Below are 12,471 nucleotides of genomic sequence, written 5' to 3'. Positions count from 1 at the left end.
GCTAGCTTAAATAGGGCTATCTTTAAGGGTTTTAAGGACTTCGTCCAAGTTAAAACGCTTGAGCTTTAGATTTTTGATTTCTTCATCGCTCAGGCGTTTCCAGGTGAAGGTTTTGCCCACATACCCCCATTTGTCATAGCTTGAAGTGAATTCCAAATCCCCGTTTGAATTTTGAGTGACTCTCACATGGTAGGTCTTGCCGTCATAAAAATTATACGCCTTACCGCCTTTATAAGATCGTTTTCCAACCTTAATCAAATCGCTTAAAAACACCACGCCTTTATCGCTGCGATTCCTTAGCTTTGGGTTAGGATTGAGTTTGTCTTTTTTGGCTTTAGAGCCATCCACATCAGAAATACCATAGGCATAGAACTTCCCATTATGCTCAAAAAACTCCACAAAAGAGCTTTTCATGTATAAAAATTCCTGAGTTTGATAAACTCCAGGCAACTCTACAGCCCTTAAAAAACAACAAAAAACTAACACTACAATAAGACTCACCAATTTCATAATTTTAATTTGATCAATCCTTTAGGCATTTTAACGACCGCTTTAAAAATCGGCTCTTCCCTATATTTTTCAAAAGACTCTCCATAGAATCTCAACGCATGCGCATCGTTTTCCAAAAAAATAGCCAGCATGCCCGCATTCAAACGCAAAAAAGAAGCTTCACTGACCGGCTCATAAACGATCAAATCTCTTTTTTCATTATAAGGGGTTTTAATGACAGCCCTATTTATATCTACCACCTTAGCCCCCTCAACGCCTTTGACAATCAGCTGGAAATCCACATATTGTCGGTGGCTTTCAAAAAAGCCTTTCTCGCCCTCTTTAGCATGCTCTAAACAATAGCTCTGCTCTATGCTAAAGATGCCATGCCCTAAAGGCGCTTGAAATTCTGTATTAATAGCGAGATTTAAAACCCTTTGATTAGCTTCACTACCCTTTTGCATGACATCTTGTAAATACCCATGCAAAATTTCTAATTCTTGCGTTTTTTTAAACAAATGCCCAAGCGAGCTTAATTCCCCAAAAACAGCCATAATTCCTTCCTTCTTTACTTTAAAATGGTTTAATTTTTCAGTTGCTCTAATCGTTCCTTTTTAGTGCCAATATCCGTGATTTGAATGCCAAAATTCCCATCCACGATCACCACTTCGCCCTTAGCGATCACCTTATCATCTACGAGGATTTCTAAAGGGTCATTCACCAATTGATCCAACTCCACCACGCTCCCTATATCCATAGAAACCACATCTTTTAAAATCATCTTTTTTTGCCCGATTCGCACCTTAACGTTCAATTTCACGTCTAAAAGCATGCTGATATTGCGGATTTCTATATTTTCTAAAGACGCGTCGTGGGTTTTAATCTCTTCAGTAGCGCTTTTTGTCGTTTCTTCTTTTTCTTCTTTATGCGTTTTTTCAAATTGGCCCTCAAACGCTGAAGTGATCAATAAAACGATTTGGCTTTCTTTGATGGCTTCCATTTTAAAAGAAAACACCATCGCCTTAGCGTAATCTTCTTTTTTAGGAAGCTCTTTAGCGATTTCAGCGTTCGTGGTGGTGAAATTGAGTTTAGGGAGCAATTCTTGAGACTTCAAGCTTGTAGCGATCGCGCCAAAAATATTAGAAGCCATTTCCTTAAAAGCGTCTAAATCGTCATTATCCATTTCTTCCTTACTCGCCCCCTCACCCCCTAGCATCAAATCGCTCAAAGCGGTAACTAAATCTACCGGAGCCAGTAATTCAATAGGACTTTCATTTTTTTCAATCGCGCTAATCTTAACCCTTGCATAAGGAGTGCTGATTAAACTCGCTTCTTCATTGTTAGAAACTTCTTTTTCTAATCCCACGTTTGGAGCCTTACCCACTAACCCTTCTAAAGTAGAGACAACCTCTTGAATAAAAATTTTAATAAAATCTTGCATTTCTCACTCTTCTTCTATCTTCATAATATCGCCCACTTTGCCTCTGCGTTGTTCTTCTAGCATTTCTAAAATTTCTTTAGTGCGTTCTTTTTCGCTATAAATCACTTCTTTAATTTGAATGGTTTTCCTATACCCTTGAAACCCCACGCTCGCTAAATAACGCTTTTTTTTATGCACATACACGCTCACTTCATCGTTAGCGACTTTATTTAACCGGATAGTATCCCCCACATCTAAATCCAGCATTTCTTTCAAGCTCAATTCCACCGCGCCCAAAAACACCATCATATCCACGCTCACCCCGCTCAATAGCGCTTGCAATTCCTTATTACGGCTCTTTTTGGAGTTCGTCTCTGAAAGCATGAAATCCCTACTCCCCATTTTAGAAAGAATGCTCTCAATGGAAATCACCGGGTAACAAATATTCATCATCCCACGGCTATGCCCAATGATAATCTCTAAAACCACCATGATAGAAATTTCATTTTGAGCGACGATTTGGACCACATTCGCGCTGGATTCTTTAGCGTCAATGGTAGGATACATCTCCACCACAGGCGACCACACTTCTTTTAAAATTTGCATCACCTGGCGTAAAATCGTATCCAATAAATTCAATTCAATATCGCTAAACTCCCTGTTTTGATCATACGCGCTCCCCTTACCCCCTAATAGTCTGTCAATCATAGGGAAAGCGATGCTAGGATTAATCTCTAAAACCCCCGTTCCCCCCATAGGCTTCATGGAAAAGACATTAAAGCTTGTAGGGCTAGGCAAACTCATCAAAAACTCGCCATAAGTCATTTGATCCACGCTATGGAGCTGGATTTCTACAATAGAACGCATGATAGAAGAGACTTGACTGGAAAGATTCCTAGCCATTTTATCATGGATACTCCTAAAAGAGCGCAATTGCTCCTTACTCACACGATTAGGGCGTTTGAAATCATAGAGGGTTACGCTGCGTTGGGGGATAATATCTTTTTTTTGGACATTTTGAATATCCACGTTCTCATCAACGACCTCTAAAAGCGCATCAATTTCTTCTTGGCTTAAAATATCAGCCATGATTCACTCCTAAGGATTGGCGCACCTTTTTAATCACTTCTTTAATGATTTGAGAAATGCGCGATTCAGTGATGCCTAAAATCTCTTTAATCTCGCTCAAATTCAACTCTTCAAAGTAATAAAGCTGGATAAGGATTTGCTCTCGTTCGCTCATTTGATTCAATACTTTTTGGACATGCTCTAACAACTCTTCTGCTTCAATCTTTTGAGTGATTTCATCTTGCTCAATCGCATTGAATTGCTCATCTATAGGCACTAACGCATAAATATCTGAGGCCGTTTTGGCTTCTCTAATCTTTTCAATATTCTCGCCTAAAACTTCCGCTAAATACGCATCGCTAGGCTCTTTCCCATGCTCATTAAGGTATTTGGTGATTTCAATATCAATGCTTTTAATCAACTTCCTGCTAGAGCGAGAAATCACATCTAAAGAACGCAAATAATCTAGCATCGCCCCATTGACGCGCGTTTTAGCATACCCCCAAAAAGAATCGTTTAACGCGCTCTCATAACGCCTGGCTAACTTAATCAACTCTTCAGTGCCAATAGAAACCAGATCGTTAAAATCAATAGAGCTGGGCAAGCGCTCTTTTAAACGAAACGCCATGGCGCGCACGGCCGGTAAATACTGGATAGCGAGCGCGTCTTGATGGTGGTGTTGTTGCTTGTCATAGGCGTTCAAAACCTTTTCTATACTTTTTTCGCTCGCTTCAGTTTTTTGAATTTCTTTGGGCATTCTATTTTCCATCATCAAAATCATAATTTCTAATGTAATTTAAAATACTAGCCACTTCTTTTTCTCTGTTTTTAAACTCATGGTTGAAACGAAGCAAACTCTCTTCAGTGCCTTTTTTGTCAAAAAGACAAATATCTAAATCCGTGCAAGCGATAAAAATAGACGCGAACAATAAGGCGATCAAATACCCCCCAAGCGTGGATAACACCGTCCATAATAGAATGCTCTCTGGCTCATTGAATTTCAACACCGAAAACACTAACCCTAAAAAAAACCCCACCACAACAGAAAAATGGATAAAATTTTGAACTTTCATCAGCCTACCCCAAATACTTTAAAAGCCTTTTAAAAAAGCTTTTTAAACCTTCTTTTGGTATTTCTAAAGTGCCGGTTTCTAGTTTAGAAACTAAAAGGCTCGCTATCTGGTCAATGGATTGCGAAAACAAATCGTTGGGGGCTATTTTCCTCAAAATTTTTCGCTCCCTCACATAGCGTTTCAATAAGGAGCTGTTTTCAATCGCCCCTAAATAGTGCAATTCTAATGAAGCGATATTGTTTTTAGCCACCTTGAATAGCCTTTCATAAGTCGCCCTGCCTTCTTTAGGTTGGGCTACCATGTTAGCGATAAGGAACAATTCGTCTTTATTTTTGGAGTTGATTTTAATGCATGCATACGCATCAGTAATCGCTGATGGATCGGGTGTGGTGACAATCACCACGCAATCGCTCGCATTCAAAAACGCTTGCGTAGTGGCTCCAATCCCAGCGCCCGTATCAATCACAATATAATCTAAAGAGCTTAAAACCCCCTCTTCATCTACGAATCGATCCAAAGCTTCCGCGCCGCTAATGTATTTTAAAATTTCTTCACCGCTATCCCCAGGGATTAAGCAAAGTCCGGGTTCAATCTCACAAATGATTTCTTGCAATTTGGCTTCGCCTTTTAAGGCATGCAAGATATTTTTATGGGTTTTCACCCCAAAAATCACATCTAAATTCGCTAAACCAATATCCGCATCAAACACCCCAACCTTATAACCTTTCTTGTATAAAGAGTAAGCTAAATTAGCGCTAATGTTGGATTTCCCCACGCCCCCCTTACCGCTTGTGATAGCGATGAATTTGGTATTCCCCTTATTATCAAAAAAACTTTTGGGGTTTTTAGCGTTCATAAAATTATCCAAATGGCTCGCTTGATTGTTCATGCTTGTTCCTTATTAGGGTTACTAAAGCCATCTAGCATGCAATCCACTAAATACTCATTAGTAGCCACTTTCAAATCCATAGGCACTTCTTGCCCGACAGAAAGATAACTGATAGGCTTTTGGCTTTCATGCACTAAAGAAAACAAATTCCCTAACCCCCTACTCTCATCTAATTTCGTAAAGATTAAAGTGTCAATCCCTAACACCCCAAAAGAATCATAAATATCTTTCATGTCTTCATACTTAGTGGTAACCGAAAGCACTAAGGACACATCAATATTATAACCCCCATCTATAAACTCTTTCAAACCGGCAATTTTTTCCTTATCGTATTGCGAATGCCCTGTCGTATCCACTAAAATAAAATCGCAGTATTCCAAAGCTTCAATTTCTTTAGCAAAATCCTTAGCGTCAATCACCGCTTCTATACTCATTTTCATTTTATTAGCATACCAACTCAATTGCTCTAAAGCCCCAATGCGATAATTGTCTAAAGTGATAATGCCCACCTTGTATTTTTTAGCCAGCATCCTAGAATAGCGTGCGGCCAATTTAGCTAGAGTCGTCGTTTTCCCCACGCCTGTTGGCCCTACAAGCATTAAAATGCGTTTTTGCCTCAAATTCAAATCTTCAGGGCGGCACAAAATCATTTTGCGCAACACCTCTCTAAAATAACGCTTGATCGTTACGGAATTTTCCCGCATGCGTAAAGGCATCAATTCCAAGCTTAATTGCATGATTTCATCTAAATGGCTGGATTTCATCCCACTTTGTTTGGCTAGTTTGTAAATTTCTGCAAATTCTTGAGGGATATTGACAGAATTGGGGTTTTTCTCATCCCAAAACATGTTTTGAATGAGTTTCAAGCTGTCTCTGATTTTACTTAGTTGCGCATTAATATCTTTAATTTCTTCTTCTTGTTTGACTTCTCTTTTTTCTCTTTCTTTTTTATGGTTGGCTTCATCTTTTAAGACTTGCAACAAGGCGTCCTGTTTATTGGCCTCTAAGGGCGCATCCTCTAATGGAGCGTCTTTTTCTAAAGGGGTCTTATTTTTTGAAAAACTATAGTTGCGCTGACTGGATGAAACCCCGGCGAGTTTGCGCATTTCTTCTACGGTGCTTGAAAGCTGCATGACCACATCTTCTTCATTCAATTCTTCATCATACAAACTTTCTGGAATAAGAGGGGCTTTTTTGTTTTCGCTCTCTTCTTCAACCGCCACAACGATTTCATAAAGCCCAGAAGAAGTGAGCGTTTTTTTACGGATTTCTTGGGTTTTAAACACCAGCGTATCCACCCCATGGTGGCTTTGAGCGATCTTTAAAGCTTCAGCGGCCGTCTCCCCACTATAGGTATAGAATTTCACCACTCCCCTTTTTTAAAAAGGATTTGTTGCAAAGTTAAAGGCACTAACACCGAGTCTCTTTCACTCCATTTAGGGTGAGGTAAAGTCAAATCGTTCTGCCTTAAAATGACTTGATTGAAAGCGATAATATCAATATCCAAAGTTCTTGGAGCGTCTTTAAAATCGCGCTTCCTTGCACGCCCAAAACGCCTTTCTATATAAAACACTAGAGCAAAAAAATGGTGCAAACCTAAAGATGTTTTAAGGATAATCGTAGCGTTGTAGAAATTAGGTTGCTTAGTGTAACCAAAAGGCGGATTGATATAAATCGGCGAAGAAAAAATTTTTCCGATTCTACTATGATTTTTAAAGTATAAAAAACAATTTTTTAATATTTTTAAAGGATTTTTAAGATTAGATCCCAGCCCTAAAACCACCCTGTTAGAAAAATCAAGCCTTTTTTTAAAAAGGCTGGGGAAAAAGCGGCTAGTAAGGATCTCTCGCATCACAAAAGCTCAGCCCTAGAATTTTTAATCACCACTAAATCTTCAATGCGCACCCCAAAAAATCCAGGGATATAAATCCCAGGCTCTACAGAAAACACCATGCCCTCTTCTAAAATGGTTCCACTGCGCGATGAAATATAGGGAAGCTCATGAATGTCTAAGCCAATGCCATGCCCGGTGCTGTGAGTGAAATACTGCCCATAACCATAATCGCTAATCACTCCCCTAGCCAAGCTGTCCGCTTCTTTACCGGTCATGCCCGCTCTAATGCCTGAAATAGCCTTTTCTTGTGCTTCTTTCACAATGTCATAAATCTTTTGACGCTCTTTATCCTTGAAACTCTGCTCCCTTTTGAACACAAAGTCTTTAGGGTCAAAAAAAGCCGTGCGAGTCCTATCCGAGCAATAGCGTTCGTATTTGATCCCCATATCCAAAAGAATGCTATGATCCGCTTTTAAAAAATCCTTCGCGCTAGGCAAGGCATGGGGTTTGCTCGCGTTCGCATTCAAGGCTAAAATAGGCTCAAAACTCAGATCATAAACCCCCTCTTTAGTCAAAAAGTCTTTAACCTTATGTTGCAAATACCGCTCGCTCAAGGACTCTTTTTCATCAAAAATCTTTTTCACATACTCGGCAAAATTTTCAAAAGCTTCAACATTCAGCGCTTGAGATTTTTTGAGGAGTTGGATCTCATGATCGTTTTTAATGATGCGTTTTTGGCGGTGGTAACTAGGCACGCCCTCTAAAATAACCTTATTCCCAACCGCTAAATCCAAACGCTTGTAGGTTTGCAAATTCACTTGATTGGGGTCAAAAAAGAGCTTTTTAACCGAGTGTTTTGCGATCAAATCAATTGCGCTTTGCACTAAATCGCTAGACTCTATCACTTCCGCTAAAACGCCCTTTTTAGGCTGAATGCTTTCTTTAGCTTCTTGGGTGTAACGAGAATCAGTGATGAAGAACGAGCGATCGTCTAATTGCAAAAACAAAGCGTTATCGCAACTGTAAGCGCATTCAAAAAACATCGCATTTTCATTGAGCGTGAAATGGGAGTCTCTTTCTAATCCTCTCATCAGTAACCCCCTTTTATTTTTGATTGTTAATGGGGTTATTAGGGTTGTTTTTTTGGGCTTCTTGGAACGCTTTCATCTCGGCTAAAATATTCACCATCGCCATTAAAGCCATGTTGTAACCAAGCGGGCCAAATCCCATGATCACGCCTCCACAAGCCGCTCCGGTGTAAGAATTTTTCCTGAATTCTTCTCTGGCTTGAATGTTAGTGAGATGCACTTCAATGACAGGTTTGCCCGCTAGCATGATCGCATCCGCAATCGCAATAGAAGTGTGCGAAAACGCTCCAGGGTTAATAATAATCCCTTCATAATCGCTGCCCACGCTCTCTTGGATTTTGTCAATGATTTCGCCCTCAAAATTGGTTTGAAAAAACTCTAATTCCACATCTAAATTGCCTTGTTTCACGAAAGTTTGCATGATTTCATGGATTTGGTCTAAGGTTACCATGCCATAAAGTCTTGGGTCTCTGTGTCCTAACATGTTTAAATTAGGCCCTTGAATCACTAAAATTTTCATTATTTCTCCTTGTTTTAATATGGAATGAAACCGCATTATAGCATAAGTTTTTATCTTACCCCTTAAATCCCCCTAAGAACGCATCGCAAGAAACTACCGCTTGATTAACATCAAACTCTTTGATGCTAAAAAGCGCTTTTATCCTTTTTTAAAAAAACAACCATCATGACCATTCCTACAAAAAAACTTCCCGTAATGAAGAAATCAAAAGGGTCAAACCCAATACCAAAAATGAGGTAAAAAGTGAATGCCGTTAATATAAAGAATGATATTAAAGAGTTTTGCTTGATCCCGCTCCAAAAAATCTTTACAATGACTAACAAGAAAAAAAGCCAGATTAAAAAGCCTATGATCCCCCTAGTGGCTAGAACATGAATGATTTGATTGTCGTATCTTTCATAACAGAGAATCAAATCTTTTGCCCTATAAGACTTTGATAAGGATAAAATCTCTTCTAACCTCTGGCATTTCTCGCTAGCGGCCATACCAAAAAAGGGCCTTAAACGCAAAACCGTTAGGGCTTCTTTCCAGCGCTCCAAACGCCACCCAATACTGCTATCAGCGTCCTTTTTAGCGTAGCGTTTCAAATCCTCTTCAAAGGTTTGATTTTGAACCCTAGATTGCTCTATTGCCCCCCTCTTTTCTAAAGCGTTACTCCCCACATACAAAGCGCTCAAAACAAGACTCATAACCACCATATAACCCAATGGTTTGAGCGATTTTTTGGCGTATAAAATAAAGCAAGACAGGATCAAAAAAGTAGCCACAAAAGCGATTGTCGCGCTCCTTGTAGCGCTTAAAATAACCACTAAAAACCCCACGAAAACAGAAAGGGTGAAAAAAAGTTTCTCTTTTTGATTTTGCGAATAAAGCGCATAAATATAACAGCCTAAGATTGACACGCTCACTAAAACCACATACTCCTTAACCGTGCTAAACCCTTGCGCTCTGGGCATGTTAAAATAAATTTTTTGCACCAATGAGAGCAAGCCGTTGATAAAATTTGCCACAGCCATGCTATAAAAAAGGATTTTTTGATCCAATTTGATTCTTAAACGGCTAGAAAAAAGCAAGCATAACGCCCCGCAAGCGTAAGTTAAAGACATGTTTAGAGCGAATAAATTGTAGCGGAAGGTTTGGCTATCATACATGTTAAACATGTTAGGGAAGATGCTTAAAAATACCCCTAAAAAAGCCAGAGTGAGCCATTTAAAGGGCATGGTTTTTAAATGATTGATTCTAAAGGTTTCTTTTAAAGACGCTTGGAAATAACACCTAAAAAACAAAAAAACCATTAAAACAATCAACAAGACTTGAGTTAAAGGTTTTTTAAACGAAGTGAGAAAAAAAAGGGCAAAAATTAAAGTGAAAACAGAGTCCGCACTGAAAAAGGCTTTCAAACGCTCTTTCAACACAAAATCGCCATGATTTAAAATCCCCTAAAAGCGATAGAAACTATCTGTCTTTAATGCCTAACTTTTCAATCAAAACCACATAACGCGCATGATCGGTGCGTTTGATGTATTTCAACAGATTGCGTCTTTGAGCGACTAATTTTAAAAGCCCTAAACGACTAGAATGATCTTTGGGGTTAGTTTTTAAATGCTCGGTTAAAAGCTTGATCCTTTCATTCAACAACGCCACTTGCACCTCACAAGAACCGGTATCGTTTGCTTTAGTGGCAAACGCCTTAATGATTTCTTGTTTTTTCTCCAGATTCAAAGCCATAACGACCTCCTAATTGGTAATTTAATATAGATCGCATTATAGCGTAAAATAAGCTTTTTTGCACCATACTTTTAAACTTTATATTATAATAAGAGACAAACACACCTACCAAAATTAAGGCATTGATTTTAGATTATGGCAAACGAACGCTCCAAATTAGCTTTTAAAAAGACTTTCCCTGTCTTTAAACGCTTCTTGCAATCCAAAGACTTAGCCCTTGTGGTCTTTGTGATCGCTATTTTAGCGATCATTATCGTGCCGTTACCGCCTTTTGTGTTGGATTTTTTACTCACGATTTCTATCGCGCTATCGGTGTTGATTATTTTAATCGGGCTTTATATTGACAAGCCTACTGATTTTAGCGCTTTCCCCACTTTACTCCTCATTGTAACCTTGTACCGCTTGGCTTTAAATGTCGCCACCACTAGAATGATTTTAACCCAAGGCTATAAAGGGCCTAGCGCGGTGAGCGATATTATCACGGCGTTTGGGGAATTTAGCGTGAGCGGGAATTATGTGATTGGGGCGATTATCTTTAGTATTTTAGTGCTAGTGAATTTATTAGTGGTTACTAATGGCTCTACTAGGGTTACTGAAGTTAGGGCGCGATTCGCTCTAGACGCTATGCCAGGAAAGCAAATGGCGATTGATGCGGATTTAAATTCAGGGCTTATTGATGATAAGGAAGCCAAAAAACGGCGCGCCGCTCTAAGCCAAGAAGCGGATTTTTATGGCGCGATGGATGGCGCGTCTAAATTCGTCAAAGGCGATGCGATCGCTTCTATCATTATCACGCTTATCAATATCATTGGAGGGTTTTTAGTGGGCGTGTTTCAAAGGGATATGAGCCTAAGCTTTAGCGCTAGCACTTTCACTATCCTAACCATTGGCGATGGGCTTGTGGGGCAAATCCCTGCTTTAATCATTGCGACAGCGACCGGTATTGTCGCCACTCGCACCACGCAAAACGAAGAAGAAGACTTCGCTTCTAAGCTCATCACACAACTCACCAATAAAAGCAAAACTTTAGTGATTGTGGGGGCGATTTTATTGCTTTTTGCCACCATTCCTGGACTCCCTACCTTTTCTTTAGCGTTTGTAGGAACCCTCTTTTTATTCATCGCATGGCTGATTAGTAGGGAGGGAAAAGACGGGTTGCTCACTAAATTAGAAAATTATTTGAGTCAAAAATTCGGCTTGGATTTGAGCGAAAAACCCCACAGCTCCAAAATCAAACCCCACGCCCCCACCACAAGGGCTAAAACCCAAGAAGAGATTAAAAGAGAAGAAGAGCAAGCCATTGATGAAGTGTTAAAAATTGAATTTTTAGAACTGGCTTTAGGCTATCAGCTCATTAGCTTAGCGGACATGAAACAAGGGGGCGATTTGTTAGAAAGGATTAGGGGCATTAGAAAAAAGATAGCGAGCGATTATGGTTTTTTGATGCCTCAAATTAGGATCAGAGATAATTTACAACTCCCCCCAACGCATTATGAAATCAAGCTTAAGGGCATTGTGATTGGTGAGGGCATGGTGATGCCGGATAAGTTTTTAGCCATGAATACCGGTTTTGTGAATAGAGAAATTGAGGGCATTCCCACTAAAGAGCCGGCTTTTGGAATGGACGCTTTATGGATTGACGCTAAAAATAAAGAAGAAGCCATCATTCAAGGCTACACCATCATTGATCCAAGCACCGTTATTGCGACGCACACCAGCGAATTAGTGAAAAAATACGCTGAAGATTTTATCACTAAAGATGAGGTGAAATCCCTTTTAGAGCGCTTGGCTAAAGACTATCCTACGATTGTAGAAGAGAGTAAAAAAATCCCCACCGGCGCGATCCGCTCAGTCTTGCAAGCCTTGTTGCATGAAAAAATCCCCATTAAGGACATGCTCACTATTTTGGAAACGATTACCGATATTGCCCCATTGGTTCAAAACGATGTGAATATCTTAACCGAACAAGTGAGGGCGAGGCTTTCTAGGGTGATCACTAACGCTTTTAAATCTGAAGACGGGCGTTTGAAATTTTTAACCTTTTCTACCGATAGCGAACAATTTTTGCTCAATAAATTGCGAGAAAATGGCGCTTCTAAGAGCTTATTACTCAATGTGGGCGAATTGCAAAAACTCATTGAAGGGGTTTCTGAAGAGGCTATGAAAGTCTTGCAAAAAGGGATCGCTCCGGTGATTTTGATTGTAGAGCCTAATTTAAGAAAAGCCCTTTCTAATCAAATGGAGCAGGCCAGGATTGATGTGGTCGTGCTAAGCCATGCCGAATTAGACCCTAACTCTAATTTTGAAGCTTTAGGCACGATCCACATTAACTTTTAATTTAATTTAATTTATAAAATAAAAA

At 39.6% G+C, this 12,471-nt stretch carries 14 protein-coding genes; 1 reads left to right on the top strand and 13 read right to left on the bottom strand.

All coding sequences use genetic code 11. The annotated features are described in order from the left end of the window. Positions 1-6: 6 nt before the first annotated feature. The 13 genes from CS889_RS02150 to rpsO form a co-directional block, all read right to left on the bottom strand. Positions 7-510, bottom strand: a complete 504-nt coding sequence (locus tag CS889_RS02150; protein ID WP_089086702.1) for a DUF2147 domain-containing protein — start codon at positions 508-510, stop codon at positions 7-9. Further along, complete coding sequence (locus CS889_RS02145) at positions 507-1,043, bottom strand: NanQ anomerase/TabA/YiaL family protein (protein ID WP_089086701.1); 537 nt, start codon at positions 1,041-1,043, stop codon at positions 507-509. The genes CS889_RS02150 and CS889_RS02145 overlap by 4 nt, the downstream gene beginning before the upstream one ends. Before the next feature lie 29 nt (positions 1,044-1,072). Further along, positions 1,073-1,930: a flagellar motor switch protein FliY gene (gene fliY / locus CS889_RS02140; protein WP_089086700.1), complete on the bottom strand. Its 858-nt coding sequence runs from the start codon at positions 1,928-1,930 to the stop codon at positions 1,073-1,075. A gap of 3 nt (positions 1,931-1,933) precedes the next feature. Next, positions 1,934-2,998 (bottom strand): flagellar motor switch protein FliM, encoded by a 1,065-nt coding sequence (gene fliM, locus CS889_RS02135; protein WP_000763587.1) that lies wholly within the window; start codon positions 2,996-2,998, stop codon positions 1,934-1,936. Next, positions 2,991-3,758, bottom strand: coding sequence for an RNA polymerase sigma factor FliA (locus CS889_RS02130; RefSeq protein WP_089086699.1), 768 nt, complete (start codon positions 3,756-3,758; stop codon positions 2,991-2,993). Before CS889_RS02130 ends, fliM begins: the two co-directional genes overlap by 8 nt. Continuing rightward, the gene (locus tag CS889_RS02125; RefSeq protein ID WP_000868001.1) at positions 3,736-4,050 is read right to left on the bottom strand and encodes a hypothetical protein; all 315 of its coding nucleotides are present in this window, start codon (positions 4,048-4,050) and stop codon (positions 3,736-3,738) included. The genes CS889_RS02130 and CS889_RS02125 overlap by 23 nt, the downstream gene beginning before the upstream one ends. A 4-nt stretch (positions 4,051-4,054) precedes the next feature. Next, entirely contained in the window at positions 4,055-4,939 is an 885-nt protein-coding gene (gene ylxH, locus CS889_RS02120; protein WP_001064431.1) for a flagellum site-determining protein YlxH, read from the bottom strand. Beyond that, positions 4,936-6,306: a flagellar biosynthesis protein FlhF gene (flhF, locus tag CS889_RS02115; RefSeq protein WP_172825098.1), complete on the bottom strand. Its 1,371-nt coding sequence runs from the start codon at positions 6,304-6,306 to the stop codon at positions 4,936-4,938. Before flhF ends, ylxH begins: the two co-directional genes overlap by 4 nt. Next, a complete protein-coding gene (folK, locus tag CS889_RS02110) occupies positions 6,303-6,791 on the bottom strand; it encodes a 2-amino-4-hydroxy-6-hydroxymethyldihydropteridine diphosphokinase (protein ID WP_172825097.1) in 489 nt (162 codons plus the stop codon). The genes flhF and folK overlap by 4 nt, the downstream gene beginning before the upstream one ends. Continuing rightward, positions 6,791-7,864, bottom strand: coding sequence for an aminopeptidase (locus tag CS889_RS02105; protein ID WP_089086696.1), 1,074 nt, complete (start codon positions 7,862-7,864; stop codon positions 6,791-6,793). Before CS889_RS02105 ends, folK begins: the two co-directional genes overlap by 1 nt. A 13-nt stretch (positions 7,865-7,877) precedes the next feature. Beyond that, the gene (gene aroQ / locus CS889_RS02100) at positions 7,878-8,381 is read right to left on the bottom strand and encodes a type II 3-dehydroquinate dehydratase (protein ID WP_000699284.1); all 504 of its coding nucleotides are present in this window, start codon (positions 8,379-8,381) and stop codon (positions 7,878-7,880) included. Between the two features lie 125 nt (positions 8,382-8,506). After that, positions 8,507-9,796, bottom strand: coding sequence for an O-antigen ligase family protein (locus CS889_RS02095; protein ID WP_089086695.1), 1,290 nt, complete (start codon positions 9,794-9,796; stop codon positions 8,507-8,509). Positions 9,797-9,836: 40 nt separating this feature from the next. Beyond that, a complete protein-coding gene (gene rpsO / locus CS889_RS02090; protein ID WP_001197108.1) occupies positions 9,837-10,109 on the bottom strand; it encodes a 30S ribosomal protein S15 in 273 nt (90 codons plus the stop codon). A 135-nt stretch (positions 10,110-10,244) separates the two neighbouring features. Here rpsO and flhA point away from each other — a divergent pair, with 135 nt between their 5' ends. Further along, the gene (gene flhA, locus CS889_RS02085; RefSeq protein ID WP_089086694.1) at positions 10,245-12,446 is read left to right on the top strand and encodes a flagellar biosynthesis protein FlhA; all 2,202 of its coding nucleotides are present in this window, start codon (positions 10,245-10,247) and stop codon (positions 12,444-12,446) included. Positions 12,447-12,471: the final 25 nt, after the last annotated feature.

This window comes from Helicobacter pylori (assembly GCF_900120335.1).
GTDB classification, from domain to species: domain Bacteria; phylum Campylobacterota; class Campylobacteria; order Campylobacterales; family Helicobacteraceae; genus Helicobacter; species Helicobacter pylori_BU.
This window is presented reverse-complemented; position numbering and strand designations above follow the sequence as displayed.

Coding starts and splice junctions, on each gene's coding strand:
- CS889_RS02150 (WP_089086702.1), bottom strand. CDS start 510: ATGAAATTGGTGAGTCTTATTGTAGTGTTAGTTTTTTGTTGTTTTTTA.
- CS889_RS02145 (WP_089086701.1), bottom strand. CDS start 1,043: ATGGCTGTTTTTGGGGAATTAAGCTCGCTTGGGCATTTGTTTAAAAAA.
- fliY (WP_089086700.1), bottom strand. CDS start 1,930: ATGCAAGATTTTATTAAAATTTTTATTCAAGAGGTTGTCTCTACTTTA.
- fliM (WP_000763587.1), bottom strand. CDS start 2,998: ATGGCTGATATTTTAAGCCAAGAAGAAATTGATGCGCTTTTAGAGGTC.
- CS889_RS02130 (WP_089086699.1), bottom strand. CDS start 3,758: ATGATTTTGATGATGGAAAATAGAATGCCCAAAGAAATTCAAAAAACT.
- CS889_RS02125 (WP_000868001.1), bottom strand. CDS start 4,050: ATGAAAGTTCAAAATTTTATCCATTTTTCTGTTGTGGTGGGGTTTTTT.
- ylxH (WP_001064431.1), bottom strand. CDS start 4,939: ATGAACAATCAAGCGAGCCATTTGGATAATTTTATGAACGCTAAAAAC.
- folK (WP_172825097.1), bottom strand. CDS start 6,791: ATGCGAGAGATCCTTACTAGCCGCTTTTTCCCCAGCCTTTTTAAAAAA.
- CS889_RS02105 (WP_089086696.1), bottom strand. CDS start 7,864: ATGAGAGGATTAGAAAGAGACTCCCATTTCACGCTCAATGAAAATGCG.
- aroQ (WP_000699284.1), bottom strand. CDS start 8,381: ATGAAAATTTTAGTGATTCAAGGGCCTAATTTAAACATGTTAGGACAC.
- rpsO (WP_001197108.1), bottom strand. CDS start 10,109: ATGGCTTTGAATCTGGAGAAAAAACAAGAAATCATTAAGGCGTTTGCC.
- flhA (WP_089086694.1), top strand. CDS start 10,245: ATGGCAAACGAACGCTCCAAATTAGCTTTTAAAAAGACTTTCCCTGTC.